The organism is Paenibacillus sp. Y5S-9 (assembly GCF_036894235.1).
Taxonomy (GTDB): Bacteria; Bacillota; Bacilli; order Paenibacillales; family Paenibacillaceae; genus Paenibacillus.
This window is the reverse complement of record NZ_CP145887.1, coordinates 5,022,834-5,042,329: the sequence shown is the minus strand read 5'-3', so window position 1 is coordinate 5,042,329 and position 19,496 is coordinate 5,022,834. Positions and strand designations below refer to the sequence as shown.

The 19,496-nt window shown below is 44.4% G+C and carries 14 protein-coding genes and 1 pseudogene; 7 read left to right on the top strand and 8 right to left on the bottom strand.

Annotated features, from left to right (window positions below; genetic code table 11):
* Nucleotides 1-13: 13 nt before the first annotated feature.
* Complete coding sequence (locus tag V6669_RS22205) at nucleotides 14-367, bottom strand: DoxX family protein (protein ID WP_338588096.1); 354 nt, start codon at nucleotides 365-367, stop codon at nucleotides 14-16.
* Between the two features lie 140 nt (nucleotides 368-507).
* On the opposite strand from V6669_RS22205, the gene V6669_RS22200 reads away from it, so the two are divergent.
* On the top strand, nucleotides 508-912 hold the full coding sequence (locus tag V6669_RS22200) for a helix-turn-helix domain-containing protein (RefSeq protein WP_338588095.1): 405 nt from the start codon (nucleotides 508-510) through the stop codon (nucleotides 910-912).
* Between the two features lie 2 nt (nucleotides 913-914).
* The gene (locus tag V6669_RS22195) at nucleotides 915-1,952 is read left to right on the top strand and encodes an FAD-dependent oxidoreductase (protein WP_338588094.1); all 1,038 of its coding nucleotides are present in this window, start codon (nucleotides 915-917) and stop codon (nucleotides 1,950-1,952) included.
* A 151-nt stretch (nucleotides 1,953-2,103) separates the two neighbouring features.
* Here V6669_RS22195 and V6669_RS22190 read toward each other — a convergent pair whose 3' ends face one another.
* The 3 genes from V6669_RS22190 to V6669_RS22180 form a co-directional block, all read right to left on the bottom strand.
* Entirely contained in the window at nucleotides 2,104-2,898 is a 795-nt protein-coding gene (locus V6669_RS22190) for an ankyrin repeat domain-containing protein (RefSeq protein ID WP_338588093.1), read from the bottom strand.
* Between the two features lie 50 nt (nucleotides 2,899-2,948).
* Nucleotides 2,949-3,920, bottom strand: a complete 972-nt coding sequence (locus tag V6669_RS22185) for a phosphotransferase (protein ID WP_338588092.1) — start codon at nucleotides 3,918-3,920, stop codon at nucleotides 2,949-2,951.
* Nucleotides 3,921-4,245: 325 nt separating this feature from the next.
* Entirely contained in the window at nucleotides 4,246-5,019 is a 774-nt protein-coding gene (locus V6669_RS22180) for an SDR family NAD(P)-dependent oxidoreductase (RefSeq protein ID WP_338588091.1), read from the bottom strand.
* Between the two features lie 126 nt (nucleotides 5,020-5,145).
* On the opposite strand from V6669_RS22180, the gene V6669_RS22175 reads away from it, so the two are divergent.
* The 3 genes from V6669_RS22175 to V6669_RS22165 all read left to right on the top strand — a co-directional run bounded on the left by V6669_RS22175 (nucleotide 5,146) and on the right by V6669_RS22165 (nucleotide 8,796).
* Nucleotides 5,146-5,979, top strand: a complete 834-nt coding sequence (locus V6669_RS22175; protein WP_338588090.1) for a helix-turn-helix transcriptional regulator — start codon at nucleotides 5,146-5,148, stop codon at nucleotides 5,977-5,979.
* Nucleotides 5,980-6,431: 452 nt separating this feature from the next.
* Complete coding sequence (locus V6669_RS22170) at nucleotides 6,432-8,141, top strand: AraC family transcriptional regulator (protein ID WP_338588089.1); 1,710 nt, start codon at nucleotides 6,432-6,434, stop codon at nucleotides 8,139-8,141.
* Nucleotides 8,142-8,208: 67 nt separating this feature from the next.
* Nucleotides 8,209-8,796, top strand: coding sequence for a DUF1629 domain-containing protein (locus V6669_RS22165; RefSeq protein WP_338588088.1), 588 nt, complete (start codon nucleotides 8,209-8,211; stop codon nucleotides 8,794-8,796).
* A gap of 155 nt (nucleotides 8,797-8,951) precedes the next feature.
* On the opposite strand, the gene V6669_RS22160 is transcribed toward V6669_RS22165, so the two are convergent.
* Complete coding sequence (locus tag V6669_RS22160; RefSeq protein ID WP_338588087.1) at nucleotides 8,952-9,530, bottom strand: TetR/AcrR family transcriptional regulator; 579 nt, start codon at nucleotides 9,528-9,530, stop codon at nucleotides 8,952-8,954.
* Nucleotides 9,531-9,669: 139 nt separating this feature from the next.
* Between V6669_RS22160 and V6669_RS22155 the strand changes: the two genes are divergently transcribed.
* Nucleotides 9,670-10,572, top strand: coding sequence for a type II CAAX endopeptidase family protein (locus tag V6669_RS22155; protein ID WP_338588086.1), 903 nt, complete (start codon nucleotides 9,670-9,672; stop codon nucleotides 10,570-10,572).
* Between the two features lie 174 nt (nucleotides 10,573-10,746).
* Here V6669_RS22155 and V6669_RS22150 read toward each other — a convergent pair.
* Nucleotides 10,747-10,854: pseudogene (locus V6669_RS22150) on the bottom strand (sulfurtransferase); the annotation flags it as partial.
* A 325-nt stretch (nucleotides 10,855-11,179) separates the two neighbouring features.
* Between V6669_RS22150 and V6669_RS22145 the strand changes: the two are divergent.
* On the top strand, nucleotides 11,180-12,736 hold the full coding sequence (locus tag V6669_RS22145; RefSeq protein ID WP_338588085.1) for an acetamidase/formamidase family protein: 1,557 nt from the start codon (nucleotides 11,180-11,182) through the stop codon (nucleotides 12,734-12,736).
* Nucleotides 12,737-12,865: 129 nt separating this feature from the next.
* Here V6669_RS22145 and V6669_RS22140 read toward each other — a convergent pair whose 3' ends face one another.
* Nucleotides 12,866-13,312 carry an OsmC family protein gene (locus V6669_RS22140; RefSeq protein ID WP_338588084.1) on the bottom strand — a complete coding sequence of 149 codons (447 nt, stop codon included), beginning with the start codon at nucleotides 13,310-13,312 and terminating at the stop codon, nucleotides 12,866-12,868.
* A gap of 322 nt (nucleotides 13,313-13,634) precedes the next feature.
* A complete protein-coding gene (locus tag V6669_RS22135) occupies nucleotides 13,635-18,608 on the bottom strand; it encodes a discoidin domain-containing protein (RefSeq protein WP_338588083.1) in 4,974 nt (1,657 codons plus the stop codon).
* Nucleotides 18,609-19,496: the final 888 nt, after the last annotated feature.

Sequence of the window (19,496 nt, the reverse complement as noted above, 5' to 3'; positions counted from 1 at the left end):
TCCACCGTTTCCTTTATAGTCTTCCAAAGGCTATGACCAATGCCAGAATTATAAAAAAGATATTAACGCCAAGCTCCCGGTACTCTTTACGCCAAACATGAAACAGCATCCCGAACAGGGTGACCGTAGCCAAAGCGATTGCGACGATCGGCGTAAGCACCGGAGTGATGTTCAGCGCCCAAGGCAAAACTAGGCCAAGTGCTCCTAGTAGCTCCGCGATACCGATCAGAACAACTAGATTCTTCGGCACATCATTGACCCAGGCCCAGGTCTTTTTTGACGACTCGATACGAATGGTTTTCATCCATCCAGAATATACAAAACCTAGCGCCAATATGATTTGTACGATCCATAACGTTACATTCATCTTTTCTTATCCCCTCACTTGCTCGATTTTAATATCTGCCTCTATACTAAAGTGAGAAAGCCGAATCAGGAAGTAGGCACTTAAACCTAACCAGGTAACCAAAAGTAAACCTGGGTATGGTCAGAAAGTGAGGAATAAGAATGACGGTATATTGCAGATTCGGAACGGCCTTGGATATCCTCACGGGTAAATGGAAATCATTGATTCTTCTACGCCTGCTGAGCAACGGTACAATGCGGTTCAGCGAATTACAAAAAGCCATTCCAGATATTTCGAAAAAGATGCTGACCCAGCAGTTAAAAGAACTGGAGTATCACGATATTGTGCATCGGGAAGTATATGCCCAAATTCCGCCAAAGGTCGAATACTCGATTACGGAGTACGGACAGCTCATGAAACCTGTGCTCCAGACAATGAGCAACTGGGGAGCCGGCCATATGAAGCATATGGAGAAGCTGTACGGCGAAGAAGACGAAAAAGGAGCACATCCATCCGAACCTCGGAAAATCGATTCCTTGGGGGATAGGGTGACAAGGGAGAGTTAGTTTTGAATAAACAAAAAATTGTGATCATTGGTGCAGGGATTGTTGGGGCGTGTATGGCCTATCATCTAGCCAAACGAAATCAAGATGTAACTGTTATTGAACGGCACTCAGCCGCGGCGCGTGAAGTCACGGAAAAATCATTTGCCTGGATACATACGACGCATAGAGTGGCTCCTGAATACTGGCATTTGTACGATGCAGCTGTGGAAGAATATCACACACTTCAGCAAGAGTTGTCCGAACTGAAAATTCATTGGCATGGCGCGCTAACTTGGGACACTCCGCCTCTAAGGGAGCAACACTTTCAAAAATTAAACCGGGGGCAGCTTGAGGCATTGGAGCCCAATCTGAAGGAATATCCGGATGAAGCCATGTTTGTCAGCGAAGAAGGTGCGGTGGACCCTATAGCGGTAACGGAGCTGTTGTTGAGCAAAGCGCAAGAGTACGGAGCAAAGATTCAGTTCGACACCAACGTTACACAGCTGAAGCAAGAGGGTTCCCGTCTGGTTGGTGTTCATACATCCAAGGGTTTTGTGGAGTCGGATGTTGTGGTCTTGGCGGCAGGAACAGGTACACCCGAACTTTGTAACCCGTTAGGTTGTCACGTGCCGGTAACTTCGTCACCTTCGATTCTGATTCGGATGAAAACTGCTAATAAACTGATACACACATTAATATCCAATGCGCAATTTGAAGCGCGTCAACTGACAGATTATACGCTGCTGGCTGCGGAAGATTATATCGACGAGTCGGAGGAAAACGGACCACAGGCGGTCGGTAAGCGAGCTTACGACACATTGCGTCACAGTCTCAAGCACGGAAATCAACTGGAACTGGAGAGCATAAAGGTTGGATGGAGACCCATGCCTGAAGACGGTTATCCGATTGTGGGCTTCCATGATCACATGAATGGACTTTATCTGACGCTAATGCATTCTGCAATTACGCTGGCGCCGCTGATTGCGAATCTGGCTGCAAGTGAAATTATTGATGGTAAATCAAGAAATGAATTAGACCCTTGTCGCCTCTCACGGTTCTAGGGTCACTACACAACGAAAAGGACATCGCTCAAGTGGCGATGTCCTTTTCGTTGTGTATGATTGTTGGAGTCTTCTACACTTCCCCAGTAGCCACCGGATTCTCCTCATAACTAAGTCGCTGGCGATTGGCCATTCCATGCTAGCCATTCATCTACCTGTGAATCTCGCTAGCAGACGTGGCACCTTGACTTTCAAGCCACGGGATCAGTTCAGCTGAAAAATTACGTTTTGCCGTGTCCAGTGGAGTCATTCCATCCCAGCTGGCTATCCAGTTCAGTTCGGCGCCTTGGTCAAGCAGGTACTCGGCTGTTTCTCTTTGACCTCCATGGCAAGCACACCAGAAGGCAACGGTTACTGCATCGGGAGGAGAAGGGGAGGTGCTTGTTCCCCAAGGATAACGTTCCGGGAGTTTGACTCCTTTAAAATGTTCTAGTATGGCGTGAATATCTCCTAGGGCGGCCGCATGCCAAAGGGCAAAGATCGCACCGCGCTCAACCAAGCGTCGTGCTGCATCCCATTGTGCGAAAGCAATAGCATCGTCCAGCGGTGTGCCACCGGCGATCACCGCGCCAGGCGCTTCCATGTCTGCACCAGCATCAAGAAGGGCATCGAGCACTTGAACATCATTGGAGCTTGCAGCCCAATGCAAAGGTTTCTCGATGTTTGGACCGACCAAAGGAGCGTTCACTTCCGCACCGAACTTGATCAATACTCGCACGGTATCCGCTCCATTAGGGAAGTGCCCCGGCCAATCCGTCACCACGTGCAGCAGCGTTCGAGAGATACTGGAGTCTGCATCTACATTGTCAGGCTTTTTTTCCGATATTCTTATCTTTGCCAATCCTGGATTCTCTGCCAGCAGTTGCTCTAACGTTGGGATATCTCCAGTGTGAATGGCTTGAATAACGCTCACTGCAAGTTTTTCATCTTCGTAAATAAATTCCATGCTCAAACCTCCTTTCAGGCTTATATCCATATTCATGTATATGGTTCTTATCACATAAGCATCTGAATTGCACATCTGGCATGATACTCCGCGAGACCCCTAGCGAATTGTTGATCGGGGAATTGTCTGTGAAGCAGTTTCAATCCTCCTGATATCAAGGACAAATGATGGCAAAATCGATAAAATGTCATCCGCTCCGGGTCGAGATCGTTATTTTTTAAGTAGTGATAAAAGTCTCCAAATCGAAATTCCAGAAAGCTATGCTCATATTCGAGATCGAAGAATCCTGCGCCCTCAATATCAATAAGGCATGGTTGCATAGCATGATCTATCCATATATGATCCGGACCTAACTCTCCATGAATGAAACTATAGAGATCTCTGGGTTGAATGGCTGCTTCCAATTCGTAAAGTTTCTCAAGCAGCCTTTCGTTATTTTTCCTGATATCTGTCATATGTTTGGATGCATAGGATAAGGCTGTTTCGGCATCCAACCGCTGAATTTTGTAACAAGGTCCAGCCTTTTTGCTGTTATCGTTGGCGTTTCCATAAACGTTTCTTTGGATGTTATGCATAGTAGACAACATATCCCTGATCCGTTGAAACAACTCATTCCGATCTTTGTGATTTTTATGCTGGAAATAGGCTTCGGCTTTCTGTCCATCCACATACTCAACAAGAGCAAAATCATAAGCGTGCCGATCTCTATCGTTATTCAGATCATATAAGTTTGGTGTTCGAATTCCATGTTGAGCGAGAAAGCGAGTATTCAAAGTGAAAAGTTCGCTGCCATAGGAACTGTGGAAAGTGGGTTCATTCAAGATCTCTTCCTGAAAATAGTTGCTGGAAATATCCCAAACGTACAACATACAAGTGAAACCATTCGTGCAATCAATTTTGTAAATGACTTTTTGTGCGCCTCCATGAATTCTTGCGCTCTGCGTTATGTGGTAACCGGCACCAAATACATTGTACACATAATCCTGTAATTCTTCACGAGTAAGATGGTTGTTGGACATCATTGATGTATGCTCCGTTTCATCTGTATTTTGCCGGCCAGCTACCTAAATATATAGAATATTTTTCCAAAAATATAGACTGTTTCTTTTCGATCTGTTAAAGTGTTGATTAAGGTCTGTATATTCATATTTACATCAAAGCAAGGGGCTAGTTACTCACGTTAGTGAGTGACTGGCCCCTATTTTGCATGCAAGTTGACTCTCTATTGACATCAATTAAGACACGGATATTATGTTGCAAGGTATCTTTTTTCGTGTACACCTAGTCAGATCTGAGTTATGGATTATACCGTATAAGCCTTTTACACTTCGACCGTAGCCACGAATTCTATACACTAAGTCCACCGTCTACAGGCAGAACGACCCCGGTAACAAAAGAGGAATAATCACTAAGCAACCAAGCGGCTGCGTTAGCAATCTCTATAGGTTCAGCCGGACGTCGAAGAGGTGTCTTAGCACTAATTTGTTCAATAATGTCGGGGTTAATAGAAACCCACTGCTGAATCATATCCGTCATTGTGGTTCCCGGAGCAATGGCATTGACACGGATACCCGCTGGCCCATATTCGACCGCAGCCGTTTGAGTCAGACTGTTTACCGCTCGTTTAGATGCCCCGTAAGCACCCAATCCCGGATTCCCCTTCAGACTACCCACGCTGCTGGTATTAACAATAGAGCCTGACCCCGAAGTCTCCATCATAGCTTTAATCTGGGCTTTCATGCACAGCCAGACGCCTTTATAATTTACTGACTGAATCAGATCGAAGTCTTCTTCTCTTTCATCCACCAGCGATGATACAGTAACTCCGACGCCTGCGTTATTAAAAGCAGCATCAAGACGACCATATCGTTCCACTGTAGCCTTAACAGCTTCTTCAACGTTGCTTGCATCTGACAGATCGGCTGTAAAATACGCTGCATCTCCGCCCGACGTCACAATTTCATCCCTGACTTTACGCAACTCAGACTCTGTTCTTGCAACAAGCATCACAGAAGCTCCCTGTTGTACAAACAGCCTTGCTGCCTCAGCTCCAATACCTCGCCCTGCACCTGTAATCATTACTACCTTGCTCGCCAACATTTGTCCTGCAATGGTTGTCATATTCATTCTCCTTGCCTGGAATTGTTGATCTCATCAACTGGCTTAAGTATACTTTGACTATTAAATGGTCACGAGAACCTGCTTGATGGTGGGTTTACGAGTGATAGGATAAGGGGGAGGTTTTACTTGAACGACAGTGAGCGCCGTTTAGCGCTAGGTAATTTCTTAAGAGATTTACGCTCCTCACTTTCTCCCCTTGATGTCGGCCTTTTGCCTGGCAATCGTCGTCGCACACGAGGTTTGCGGCGAGAAGAAGTCGCTGGGATCGCCAACATAGGGCTCTCATGGTATACACGCCTTGAACAAGGTCGTGATATCCGTCCATCGGTAGGTGTACTGGAAAGCTTGGCTTCTGCGCTCAAGCTGACACCCAATGAGCGAAGACATCTCTTTCTGCTTGCTGGAGAATCATTGCCTCCTCAATCGTCTAGTGTTGAAGAGAAAATCAGCCCATCCATTCAGGACATGCTGAATGAATTGAATCCTAATCCGGCCTATGTAATCGGGAAAAAGTGGGATTTTCTCGCTTGGAATAAAGCGGCAGATGCTGTATTTACGATTAATAAGGTATCACCTCCGCATGATTATAATTTGATGTGGCGCCAATTTACGGATCCTGTGTGGAAAGAGGGATCGGAGGATTGGGAAAGTGTCTCACGGAGAATGATTGCCGAGTTTAGAACGTCAAGAGCACGCTATCTGAACGATGATTCATTCGACAAGTTAATCGAAGATCTGAAGAGGACAAGTGCTGACTTTACAAGGATGTGGCAGTATCATGAAGTGCCAAGCTCCCTTGACGGCTACAAGAGGCTGTTGCACCCCACTTTTGGAGTTATTGAATTTGAGCATGTCACCCTTCAATTTCCAAATGAACCAGATCAGCGAATCATGATTTATATGCCTCATCCAGCAACAAAATCCCGTTTAGAGCATTACTTCACGAGTAGTCAACCGTAAAAATTGAAAGCAAATGCCGCCTGAAGTTATCTCAAGCGGTATTTCTGTCAATCGCTTCTGCTGTGAAAGTTGAGAGGTATAATAATAATTGGGATAAGCGCAACTAGAAGAAAACGGGCTGGTATGAAAGACGTACGAATCCGAGCTGATCCTATTGCACATATTGCATACTAATTTCACTAGATTATATATGACCAATGATTTTAAGGAGCTGGGAAGCCATCTTACATTTCAATGAACATCTTTTATTATGGAACAAGGCATCTATTAAAATAATGGATATTCGCCATATAACTATGCAAAGGCAGGAGAGACTTCACACCTACCGATTCCCTGCGAGCTGTTTCTTATACACGGTGCGTGGCAATGCTGTTATACGGTTGGATGGAAAAGATCATCAGGTCTCGCGATTCCATGTTTTGCATGGTGGGAAGGGGTGTTGCCTGAACATTTTGTCTGTTGAAGAGGCCCTTGAATATTATATGATTTATTACAAAGCCATCATCCCGCTGCCTGAACGTCAGGATATCCTGGCTTTGATGGAGCACCGTAATCCCTTCAAGCTTCAATACGGCTTTGCACCTGATCATCCTGTTTCCTTGTTGGGTAAAGTACAGTACATGATGACAGCTTGGGAAGAGCAAGAGGCACTGGAACAGTTCCATGTAAAGTCATTATTTTATCAATTTGTATACGATTTGTTATGGCAAATCCACAATGGGCGCGTGCCAACAATAAAGCCAGACCTGGTTGCACAAATGAAATATTATATGCAGGAACATTACGCTGAACCCATTACAATGGACTTGTTAGCAGAGCTTATGGACAGTAGTCCACGACATTTATCAAGGCTATTCAAACGCCAGACTGGTCATAGTCCGATTGATTTTGTCATTCAAATCCGTATGAACAAAGCGAAGGAACTACTGCTTGCTACAGATGCTACTTTACAGGAAATTGCTAAGACTGTTGGTTATCCAGATGGTTATTATCTTGCTAAAATATTTAAAAAATATATGGGTATTGCACCTATTCGTTATCGAAAGCAGCATGAAAGTCCTAATGTACCATCGAATGTGGCACGATTAGGCATTGTACAGGACCTAACTTCCTTATATATTGATAATGATTATCATAATCAGCATATATTTGAGGAGGAATTATTGATGTACAGAAGTAGAAAGACACCCTTGGCTATCACATTATTACTTTGTTTAACCCTATTGCTCAGCGCTTGTTCAACTGGTGGGACAGGAAGTCCTTCAGCTAATGAAGGTTCTGGGAAGCCAACGAATCAGATAGCGGCCAACAACGCTAACAATACAGATACACAATCTCAAATGAAGACCGTAACCACCTTAAAAGGGGATATTGAAGTACCGGTTAATCCACAACGAGTAGTTGTCCTGTATTTAATGGGTGATTTGCTTGCTTTAGGCGTAAATCCTGTGGGAATCTCTTCTGTAGAAGAAGGCGCGGCTTTTGCGAGCGAACTGGAAGGTGCGACCTCATTAGGAGCATTTAATCCGGACCCGGAAGCAGTAACTGCGCTTAATCCAGATCTCATTATTGTTACCAATGAAGAAATATATGAAGGACTTAAAATGATTGCCCCTACAGTATATATTCCTTATGACCTGCCAGTAGAAGAACGTATGAATTTGCTTGGAGAAATTCTGGGTAAAGAGGGACAAGCTCAGGAAATGTTAGATAACCTTCACAAAAAGGTTGAGCAAAGCAAGGAAAAACTTGAACAAGCAGGTATTTTGGATAAAACCGTCACAATTATGGAAAGCAACAAAGGTTCCATGGCTGTAATGACAGGCTTGGGTTATGGCCGGGGTTCGCAGATTATTTATCAATATTTAGGGATGAAAGCACCTGAAGTCTTGCAACTTGAAATTGAAAATGCAAGAAACGATGCGACAAGCAAGGACGTTTCTTATGAAGTATTACCTGAATATGTGGGTGATTATATATTCCGTTCTTCCTTTGAAGGAATGGTTGATCTGTCAGACAATTCAATTTGGAATAACATCCCCGCAGTCAAAGAAGGACGACTGGTTGATATGAGCTTTGGTTTATTTTTCTACAATGATATTTATTCATTAGACAAACAGCTTGATTTTATTGTGGATAACCTGCTTAAAACCGCGGAGTAATTGGAGGGGCCATTTGACCCGTATAATTGATTGAAAGGCACTTCATTCGGAAAGGAGACATCATTTTTTGAACTATTATTTTCTGGAATCTCAATATCCTCGTAGAGGGTTTATTAGTGGCGGAACAACCTTCACTCCCCAATTAGATATGAATTATTTGGCGATAGAGAATCCGTTGCCCGAGGGAACAACGGCAGAGGTTGAGTTACTGTCTACAGTTCGTAACCTGAACGTAGATTACTTTGAGACGATCACAGGAACGAGACATGTATCAGATCGTTTTAAAACGCTGTTGGAGGAAACGAAAACAAATACACAGTTTATTCCGACAACCGTGTGTTACCACGACGGTCGTGCGGTTGAAAAAAACTATTGGACTGCACATCAGCTTGATCGTTTGGATGTTTTCGATTATGAACGTTCGGAATATGGGCGCAAAGCGGTCATTGCTGCATCTGTACAACAGCCTCCACGTAAGATCGTCAAAGTTGTATCTTCAATCTGCCTTCATGAAGAGCGAATTGGCGAGCATGAATTTTTTATGCTGGATTATATAAATATCTTCAAACCCATTGTTTCAAAAGATTTTTACGAAGTATGCCGAAAACATAGGCTGAATCTGAACGTTACAGAGGTCGGAAATGTAAGCATCTAAAATGCTACATGGATATAATGGAAGCACAAAGAAGCCCACGCAAAACGTGGGCTCTTAGTCTTTATTTTTCCCCAGTAGCCACCGGACTTTCTTGTGTATTTTGCTTGGCGCGGGTCAGCTGACTTAGCTCCCTGATCTATGCATCAAGTTTTCCTTTAACGTATAATCCAATTGATATAGTCTTGTATCATTTCTTTGCTTCGTGTTCTATTTATCTTATCCGGCTCTAGATACAAATTGAGAGCCATCCCATTCATAAAGGCATACAGTTTTTCTTGTTCCTTCTCTTCATCGGTTGTACGCAGAAGACCTTCATTTTTCAAGTACATGATGCAGTTCTTGATTGCGTTATGCAGGTCCTCATAATTGGCGTCGAACCCTTTTTGCGTTTTTCCATAGCTTACAAATGCAAACCAAACCTCCATTTCCAATAATGTTTGTTCATCCGTCGGGACTAGTTCGAGCAAGTATTCAACAATTCTTTCTTGAGGCGCCAGTTCTCTTGCATTCAGATTTTTTATTCGAGTAAGTACCTTTTCCTTAACTAACTCCATTGCAAACGCTAATAGACTCTCTTGTTTTGAAAAGTAATGTCTTAAAGCGCCTTGTGATAATCCGGCCTCCTTCGCAATCGTTCTTGACGTTGCATGATGAATGCCTTTCTCACTAATGATTTTCCAAGTAGCTTCAGCGATAATATTCTTCATCTTCTCATGGTCCACGATTTTTGGCATACACACAGAATATCATATTATTTAACTCAACTGAAATAAATAGACGATGAAGAAGGGATGTGCTAGAATTTATTTAACTCAACTGAATTAAAAAAGAATGGGGCAAACGCAACATGCCACTCAAAGGAGTGCAATTGGAATGAATCAGCAATTCAAAGTAATGCTTCCAGCATGGGGAAAGGCAATCGGCTTATTATGTATGATCATTATATTTGCTGCTGTATTGTGGTTAGTGTGGACCGGAAATTTGAATATAAGGTACACGGCTGATCATGAGGAAGTGATTCCAATATGGCATAGTATGTTACCGGCATTCCTTGGTATTTTTCTAATCCATATGATTCCTTATCAAAGTCATGATTCCTCAATTTTCCAACAAATGGAGAAACATCACTTGGTCGTTCAATCGATTGTATTATTGCTGTCAGGCGTTTTATTTACGGTTTCTCTGATAACGATAGACCAGCAAGGATTACATTTCCAGCTATATTATTTGGCGTTCAAGTTAACGACATTAATGTTCACTCCGTTGATTTTATTTCTGATTTATCGCAAAATGGCTGGCGGGCATCAAGACATTATCTCGGTAAAACCTCGCACTCGCAGACACGTCATCGTACCACTAATCGTTATTTTGGTCTGGGGTTATCTAAAGTTCTATTCTCCAATTGCACAACCAGAAGGAGAAATCGTAGCAACCGATATGACAGAATTACTTCTCTTGGTGTTGATTGGTTTTATGATCAATAGCGTATTGGAGGAAGTTTTTTATCGGGTATGGCTGCAAACCCGATTGGAGACGTTGCTTGGAAGATGGCCCGCCATACTACTAGTTTCAATACTATGGTCCATTTGGCATGTCGCCATTCAAGGAAATGGTCATTGGGATATTGATGTGGCAACAGTAATTGCAAATCATGGGGTTACAGGTCTGTTTCTTGGTTATTTATGGGCCCGCTATCGTAAAATATGGGTGATTATCTTGATACATGGACTCATGAATGCTTCTCCTCATTTTCTTTTGCAGATCCTGTTTCATTGAGCGAGAAAGGATTGGGTTGGATCAGTCTTCCCATGCAACGATGCCTCTATCTCTCCCGTATTTCCGGGTGATGCTTAGTCACTGAAAATGCACCGCCCCAGGCATCAGCCTGCATGGCGGTGTATTTGTCTTGAGACACTGTAGACTTCTGCTCCGTACTACTCTTCCCCGGTAGCCGGTAGCTACTGACTTCCCCTCATAGCTAATCCAGTCGCTCCAGTCTCCGGGATACAACTTCACATTCGAGAATTCCGCTTCTTCCAGTGCAATCACGTGCGAACAAGTGATTGCACTGGAAGAAGCGGAGTGTAGTAGTATTCCTGTGGAGGTATCGGATACACGAAATATATACATAATTTTCCTAAGAATTAATTTTGTTTGTTCCAATCTCTCAAGTAGGGTCCTCAAGTTACTAGAACTATTTTAGTTTTACACGCCTTTCGTATGATAAGTATAATGACATATTTTTTTTGTTTTTATAAGTTTTTTCTTTATTTTCAGCTATTTAATGTTACTTTTATTGACAAAAAAATATTGTTGTAAAATTATTTATATGTTATTGTGTGTTTGTGTTAGAAAATATTACATAGTATAGAGGGGGAGCGTAATGTTTATTAACCGAACGATTAGGAAATTTGGGGTTTCAGTAGGGATTATAAGTATGTTTACATATGCTCTACCTTCAGTGGGCTTTAGTATGCCACTGCAGCCAACAACCATCGATAAGGTAGAAGGTGATTATTATGTAACGTCTGCGATTGAGAACATTCGCTGGGGATCACTGCCTAATCGAGATAGCTCTCCGATTCTTACTGTACCATCAGGAAGTGCTGTAACATTTGATACGGTATCGCATGAGGGACTGATAGAGGATCAAGGGAGAAATCCAGTGGAGTACTTCGGCAAATTCGGGATATCCCCCGATGGAGTGTTGGATGACGCGAAGGCAATTGCGGCTTCTGAGATTAAGCATGATTATGTAAAAGACGGACCTCATATTATCACTGGGCCAGTAGCGGTTGAGGGAGCAGAGCCAGGAGATGTTCTTAAAGTAGAAGTCCTTTCGTTGCAAACTCGAGTTCCATATGGTGTCATTTCTAACCGCCATGGGAAAGGGGCCCTTCCTAACGAATTTCCAGAAAATACAGGCCCACAAGAGGGAGCTAGCGCAACAAAACCGGAATTATATAATAATGTATCTATATTTACGCCTATTGAAGAAATCAACGGCAATTGGTATGGGGTATTACCAACAAAAGCTGGCAAGAATGTACGTTTCCCAATTAACCCGTTTCTAGGTGTTATGGGGGTTGCACCAAATACCAGCGAAGTTGTGAGTTCGATCCCACCTATTGAAACAGGAGGGAATATGGATATTAATGAGTTGGGTGTTGGTGCAACTATTTATTATCCGATTCAAGTTAAAGGCGGGCTATTCTATACTGGAGATCCGCACTTTGCTCAAGGAGATGGAGAAGTAGCGTTGACTGCATTGGAAGCTTCCTTAAGGGGGACAGTTCGGTTAACGGTGTTAAAGAAAGGTGATCCATCACTGCCCCATCGTGGAGAATTTACGCAACCCTTTGCTGAAACAGAGGATTATTGGATTCCAATTGGACTGGACCCTGATTTGGATGAAGCAATGAAAGAATCCGTACGTGAATCGATTCAATTCTTATCCGATAAGCTTGATATGGATAGAAGTGTAGCTTATGCGTACCTATCGGCCGCAACGGATTACGAAGTATCTCAGGTCGTGGACCGAACGAAAGGCGTTCATGGACTCATTCGAAAGACCGATTTCCTTGAATATGTTGACGTTGCCATGAATGTAGGGGGTACGACAATCAAACCGGTTGTTCGTAACGATGAGTTCTACGTACCGATTCGAACAATTTCGGAGCTATTGGGCGGTACAGTAGTATGGGATCATAAGACGCGTACAACTCAAATCAAATTAGGCATGAAAAATATAAGTGCTCAAATTGGTTCAGATGTGTATTCAATTAACGATAAACTAGTGTTCAATAGTAACGTACCAAAGCTTTTAAATGGCGAAACCGTAGTTCCGGTCTCTGTTATTAATGAAATACTAGGTGCTTATGTCAACTGGACGACGATCGACAAGACGTTAACAGCAAGTGTGTCGTTAAGTAAAAAGTAATAATAATAGATTTCATTATTCAACCGTGGTGGACAGATGTCCATCACGGTTTTTTTGTTATCATGAATCCCAAAAAGCTGACGGTTAGCAATTCAATATCAGTCCGGTTTCACGGTATTTATAGGCTGCTTAGTGTTCGATGATAATTCTGTCCAACTTGAGATTAACCGGATGTGCCAACGTATCTCCAACCGGGCACTTGCTCTCCAGGAATTGTACAAATGCTTCAACCTGCTCTTGGGGAGAATCTGTTTTGATACGGAATGTATACCGAATATCGGAATAGCCCGGACGCACCTCTGATTTGTCGAAAAAGCCATCCAGGTCAATATCGCCTTCTACATCCACAAAAAAATCCTTGAGATTCACCCCAAATTTAGGTGCATATACCCTAGCTACGATCGACTGACATGCTCCCAGTGAGGCGAGTAAAGCTTCCACCGGATTCATGCCGGTATCGGTTCCACCCAAGTTTTTGGGCTCGTCGATAATAAACTCGAAGTTTCGAGATGTTACTTTCACTTGAACTCCGTTTTGCAGATGAGCAGATGCTTTAAACGTTTGGAGGGCAGCCATTTTGTAGTCTCCTTTAGTGGGTTTATTGATACTGAATTTATTCATAGTTTTCCGCTAAGATTATATTAGATTGGATAACTTGCGCTGTCAATCCTCAATTTCCCAATATTTTTGATCTCGGGAACAGCGCAAAGAAGCATATGCTGGTCTATAAAGTTGCTTAGGCGGACTGCTTATTACATTTAGAAGCGGGTGATTACCAAAAAACCACCCCTGTCCTGCAAAATTGAGGGAGAGAGGTGGCTGGATGAACGATATTTAATTCCTTAGATTAATGATTTTTTAATGCTGCGTAAAATTGATGGTTTTTTAATTCAGCGTATCAATGGTACAGCTTCAATTCAGCAATAGACCACCACCACTCAGCATTGTCCGTAGTCAAAGCAATTTTGACATATCGTGCCTTCTGGTTGGTGAATGTCGCTGAGATTAAAGAATCTGTTCCCAAAGCTTCTGAAACCGGATTCCAATGCTCGCCATCCGTTGAAGTGACGATTGTAAAACTGCGGGCATAGTCATTGGTACTGCTGCCTGAGTCCATAGTTAATCGGCTGAAATTCTGAATGCTTCCCAGATCGATCTGAATCCACTGGTCTGCTTGTTGTCCGGATGCAGAGGTCCAGCGTGAGTTCAGATCATCATCCAGCAGTGCACCAACGTCTTCAGACGTGGAGGCTGTAGCTGTCCAAGATGTCCGATCCAGTTCGGTAGGCAGCAGATCATCCTGTTCCCCGGGTGCCCATGGTGTCTGATCGGCAGTATAAACTGCGATTTCAGCTACAGACCACCAGTGAGAATCCGTTCCGGTCTGGACGATTTTGATATAGCGGGCCTCATGAGCAGGGAATGCAATGAAGAGCAAGGCATGTTTTCCTTCACCCGTAGCCACAGCTTTACCCCAATCCATGCCATCCAGAGAGGTGTATACTTCATAACCGCGAGCATAATCCTCACTGTTGTGTGCACTATCCAATACAATCCGGTTCACTGTCTCTGAATTGCCCAGATCCAGCTGAAGCCACTCACCGCCTGTTTGTGCCTGACCGGAAGTCCAGCGTGTTTGGTTCGAGCCATCCAGTATCGCCGTTGCAGCTTCCTCATCGGAAGACGCTGTGACGGACCATGCATCTGAAAGCAGACGTTTTTGTTTTCCTGTTCCATAGTGATTAACAAATAGCTCGGAGACCGACCACCATTGATCGGATTCACCCATCTGCATGATCTTCACATAACGAGCCTGCTGCTCAGGGAAGGTGATGGAGAGACGTCCTGACACGCCTTCGCCTCCAGCAATAGAGGTTCCCCAGTTTTGCCCGTCATCGGAAACGAAAATGCGATATTGCCGCGGATAGTCATCCTTCGCGTTCCCCGGGTCCAGCTCTACTGCGTCAAAAGCACTCGTTTCCCCAAGATCAATCGTAATCCACTGTCCGCTCGTTTGCTTTCGCCCGTTCGTCCATAATGTGTCTTTATTTCCATCAAGCATGTGAGCCGTGACATCCGTTCCTTGCGTGGAGGAAGCGGTCACGATCCAGTTTGAGCGATCGGACAACGGAGCTGGATTTGGATACTCAGGGGTCTGAGGCAATTTTCCAAATCGGGCGAGCTTGAGTTCCGAGATGGACCACCAACTGTCTGCGGGAGCAGTCAATACAATTTTGATATAACGCGCCGTCTGCATACCCAAATCGACGGACAGGCTTGGAGATGAGCCTGTTCCCTGTGCAATTGGCTTGCTCCAGTTTTCATCGTCCTTCGAAACGTAAACTTCATACCCGTGGGCATAATCACCTCCGCTGTTGCCGGAATTCATGAAAAGTGTGTCCATCATTTGCTCGTTGCCCAGATCAATATGGAGCCAGTCTCCAGGCTGTTGCGTTTGTCCAGATGACCAGCGGGTAGTCAAATCTCCGTCAATCATGCGTTCGACTGCTTCCGAACTGGAAGAGGCGGTAATCGTCCATTCGCTGCGATCCAGATAGGTGACGCCTTGTGAAGCATCTGGCTGCTTGACTACTGTATCCTCCAATGGATTGACTTTCACTTGAGCTTTCGCATAGACGGTAGCCGAACCCAAAGCTCCGCTTGCATTATAAAAACGAACCGTTTTGGCGGTATCTGACGGATTCCAGATTTGCGCCGTGTAGACACCGTCCTTTTCGTATACGGTTGCTGCGGGAGAATCTGCCCAAATATCCATGGTACGTGTTCCTGTGGATGCCATGCTATGCATGAACCAGTAGGCGTTAAAGACTTCGTTTTGCTGCATCTCTTTTGTATCCCACTTCGCAAGAGCAGTCTCCGGGTCCCCGATGGATTGGAATGGCCAGATGATGTGCTGCCATGTGTGCTCCTGCTGACCACCAAGATCCTTGATCAGACCGTTGTATAGTGCCGCGGTATTCTTCGGATCACGACCATAATAGGTCATCCACTCTGCGGGCGGCAACCAGTGAATGCCATAAATATGCTCGGCCTCGTTGGAGAAGTACGTGCCATACAGGTAAGCACTGCCGTATACATGCCCTACGGTAGCGTGTTTGTATCCTTCCAACCAGTTGTCCCCATCGTAGTTGAACCAATATTGCTCGGCCGCTTTTTCCTCGGTGACGAAGCCCCAGATGCCCGCATCGCGATAGGCTTTGTTCCCCGTTACTTCGCCCCACATATATTGTCCGACCCAACTGAACAGAGCTTCGCCTGCAGCTTCCTGATTGTTTCCGCTGCGATTGTCGGCATAACCGCCCGCCCAGGAATGACCAGAATAAGGATCAAAATTACGCATCCATGGGAATTGATCGTCTGTGTGTGAAGGATTGGCATAATCCCGGATCAGCAGTTCAACCATATCGCCATAATCCTGTACAAAAGTTGGATCATACGTTGCCAGCACTGCAGATGCAAAGACGTAATAGCCATACGTAAAATGATGATCCGTCAGCCCGGTATTGACCCCGAACCCGCTTCCATAAGGGAAGATCGTTCCCCATTGCTCCGAGTAATAAAAATAATAGGAGTGCAGACGTTCATCCGGTGAAAAGGTGTACCAGTCGGTCAAAATGCTTCTTAACAGGGACAGGTAGTGGTCCCGACGTTCCTGATCTCCAAGCTGATCGCTAATGAGCACACCTAGTGCAAGCGGATGAAGCTTTTTCCCCTGCCAGTAGGGATCTTCGCTCATTAAATTGCCTGACGTATCTGCATCAAGCTGATCCAGATAACTGATTAATTGCGCGCGTGAGTATGTCGGATTATCCGGCTCCACAAATTGCGGAATAATGCCGTAGAAACGATCCTGTGTCGTAAAGCTGTTGCCTTCGCTCACTTTCATTATTCCACGAATAGAAGGATAAGCGAGCTCCGTGAGTGGAGTTGTTGCAAGTTTCCACTGGTGCGGGAACAAAGCCATTAATGTGTCGGCGGAAAAGTTGGCACGCTTCGTTTGTGTAACGGAGTTAAAGGTTGTTGTAACTTGTGAAGTGCTCTCGTTATAGTCGTAATCGACCTTCGTATCCGTTACAAAAGCATAGGCATGCTGGTAATAGTATGCTAATTCTGATGCAGATGGCAGGGTAGCGAGCGACAAATAATTTTCGCTTGATCCCAGCTTAATCTTGAGTGTATTGCCCAGCTTTATAAATGTGGTTCCTTCAGGTGCATAAAGACCATAATTTCTTGTAAAAGTTTGCGGCGAAGGCGCTCTGTCCTGATTGGTGACTTCTACACCGATATGATCTCCTGTCCATGATTCCCCATCCTGCAACACAATCTCACGGTTTTGATCATCAAAGAGACGTGTAATGTTCGGTGAACGAATCAGGATGGTGTCCGGGTCCTCAAACGTGTTGTACAGGAAAGGGGAGCCTTTTACAAAGGTTGTATTGACCTTTGCCGTGTCATCATCACTCATGATGATGTTAGCGGAGTAATCCCCGTATCCTGCGATCTTGGTATTGACCTTGGCTGGGTTCATATCGCTTGTTGTCAGGATGAGGTCTGCTTCACCGTCTGCATCCATCGAGTTGCCATCAGCAGAAACGTATCCAGCACCAGGATTCAAAATATGAAGCCCCTGTTTGGTGTATCGATTTTTGAATGGGAGTGTGACCAGGCTGTTTCCATCTCCTAAATCCGAAACGAGAATCGATTGCCACCAGTCATTGGATGGAATCGGGGCGGTGATGTCAGCTGTGCGATTTTTTGGGTTTTTCGGTTGCAACATCGTGATGTCATTAATGGCATAACTGCCAGCTCCGACTTGTACCGAGCTCATCTCTGGGATAGACGGAATGGTGTAGACCGGTTTTTCATCTCCTTGAATATACTCATATACATCAAAGGCATAGAGTGAATAACCGTTGGTTGTACCTCGGCCATGACCTGCGAGTTTGACATATCTGGCTTCTGAATATACAGGAATGTCATCCCGTCCTCCATTGCTGTGTAACTCCCGATACAGCGTAGTCCATTGCTTTGCGTCGTCGGATACCTGAATGTCGTAAGCACGTCCAAACGCATTTTCCCATTGCAGAGAAATTTCTCCGATTTCCTGACGTTGACCAAGGTCAACAACAATCCATTCCTGATCCTTGTATATGGAAGACCAGCGTGTACCTGGATCACCATCTGTCACATTGCGCGCTTCATAATCGCGCTTCTCCATTTTGGCCTTGTCTTCGGCGGAGCGGCTAGGTTCGTCAATCTCTTCCGACGACGCTATAACCGATTTACCAAGGGCAAGGTTTGCGGCAGTTGGTTTTGGAGGTGGGTTTGCTCCACCCGTTCCATACACATCGAACGCGTACAGAGAAATACCATAGGCTTGCTGCGCCCGTTCATGACTGAACAAACGCACATATCGTGCATTGACGGAAACCTCCACTTCTGTCAGACCGCCTTGCCCCTTCGTTGTGGAGTACACTTGCTTCCAGTTGACTTCGTCATCCGACACTTCAAGGTCGAAGGCGGAAGCATAGGCATTTTCCCACTCAATCGAGATGTTGGAGATGGAAGCAACTGCACCCAGATCAACATAGATCCACTGAGGGTCCTGTTGCCACACACTTTCCCATCGGGTATTTTTGTTGCCATCCACGGCATGATCGGCTGTATTCCCACCAAGGGATGAGGAGCTATACACCGGTCTGTTCAGGGATAAGAGATATGACCCTTCTGCAGCAGCGTTTGCTGCCTTGCTAGGCCATAGCGGCAAGCTGCTGACCAACAATAGCATGGATAACAGCAAGTTCACGCAGATGCTGCGTGTGTTTCGTTTGTGACTCGTTCGTCCCTTCATATCTTCTTCTCCTTTGTTAGTTCCTGCCTTTCAACCAGACAGAACTTTCTCTGTTTCCTAACAACCTGTTATATGTATTGTTCTGTTCTCCCGTGCCGCATTTCTGAGGTAGATTTCAGGATGCATACATGGGATATGCGGATGTTCATTTGTTGTATATCGAACATTTTGTGTGGATTATAAAGATTTTTTAATCGTTTTCGTAGAAAAGGAGACATATGTCCTACATGAGGTAAGCGTGGTGTGCAACTATGAAATGATGAATTGGGATTACGGTCCGATAGCAATAAAATATTTTCTTTTCGTGTTATAGGAACAAACAACACAGGAATCAACTTGCGAAGAACTTCACTCGATTTTTGGGGGAGAAACGCGACCTAATGACATTATAAATTACGTGTAATAATGTAATGTCGATATGAGGGAGTGTGAAAAAATGGATATTCAAAAGCTACGGAAGAAAAGCTTGAACGTAAAATGCAAATGGGAGTTCCTATTGATGAAACTATGCTTGAAGGTCTGATACAAAAAAAATGTCGTTTCAGTTCCTATTTCAGATGATGTTATGAATATTATCGATGATTTAATGACAAGTGGACATGTAAACAGCCGATCTGAAGGAGCTTCATACTTAATAATGTTGGGAGTCAAAAGTCATCTAGCTAATGATATACAGCTTTAATTTCGTATATCTGGCTTCTCCAGCCCGTTATGAAAATGGGCTGGAAAAGCCGAAGTCAATTCAGCCAGCTCGCGGAAATCAGACAGGTGCTTCACTTCTTCCTCAAATTGCAACTAACATAACTACAAAAGATATTAATATCTTGGTACCTTTTGCTGAAGATTAAATTGCAGTACGAGTGCAGCCAGAGCAATTGTGGCGATATT

What these genes read in the sequence shown, in the direction of transcription:
- V6669_RS22205 (WP_338588096.1), bottom strand. Translation starts at nt 367, where the DNA reads ATGAATGTAACGTTATGGATCGTACAAATCATATTGGCGCTAGGTTTT.
- V6669_RS22200 (WP_338588095.1), top strand. Translation starts at nt 508, where the DNA reads ATGACGGTATATTGCAGATTCGGAACGGCCTTGGATATCCTCACGGGT.
- V6669_RS22190 (WP_338588093.1), bottom strand. Translation starts at nt 2,898, where the DNA reads ATGGAATTTATTTACGAAGATGAAAAACTTGCAGTGAGCGTTATTCAA.
- V6669_RS22185 (WP_338588092.1), bottom strand. Translation starts at nt 3,920, where the DNA reads ATGATGTCCAACAACCATCTTACTCGTGAAGAATTACAGGATTATGTG.
- V6669_RS22180 (WP_338588091.1), bottom strand. Translation starts at nt 5,019, where the DNA reads ATGACAACCATTGCAGGACAAATGTTGGCGAGCAAGGTAGTAATGATT.
- V6669_RS22160 (WP_338588087.1), bottom strand. Translation starts at nt 9,530, where the DNA reads ATGCCAAAAATCGTGGACCATGAGAAGATGAAGAATATTATCGCTGAA.
- V6669_RS22155 (WP_338588086.1), top strand. Translation starts at nt 9,670, where the DNA reads ATGAATCAGCAATTCAAAGTAATGCTTCCAGCATGGGGAAAGGCAATC.
- V6669_RS22145 (WP_338588085.1), top strand. Translation starts at nt 11,180, where the DNA reads ATGTTTATTAACCGAACGATTAGGAAATTTGGGGTTTCAGTAGGGATT.
- V6669_RS22140 (WP_338588084.1), bottom strand. Translation starts at nt 13,312, where the DNA reads ATGGCTGCCCTCCAAACGTTTAAAGCATCTGCTCATCTGCAAAACGGA.
- V6669_RS22135 (WP_338588083.1), bottom strand. Translation starts at nt 18,608, where the DNA reads ATGAAGGGACGAACGAGTCACAAACGAAACACACGCAGCATCTGCGTG.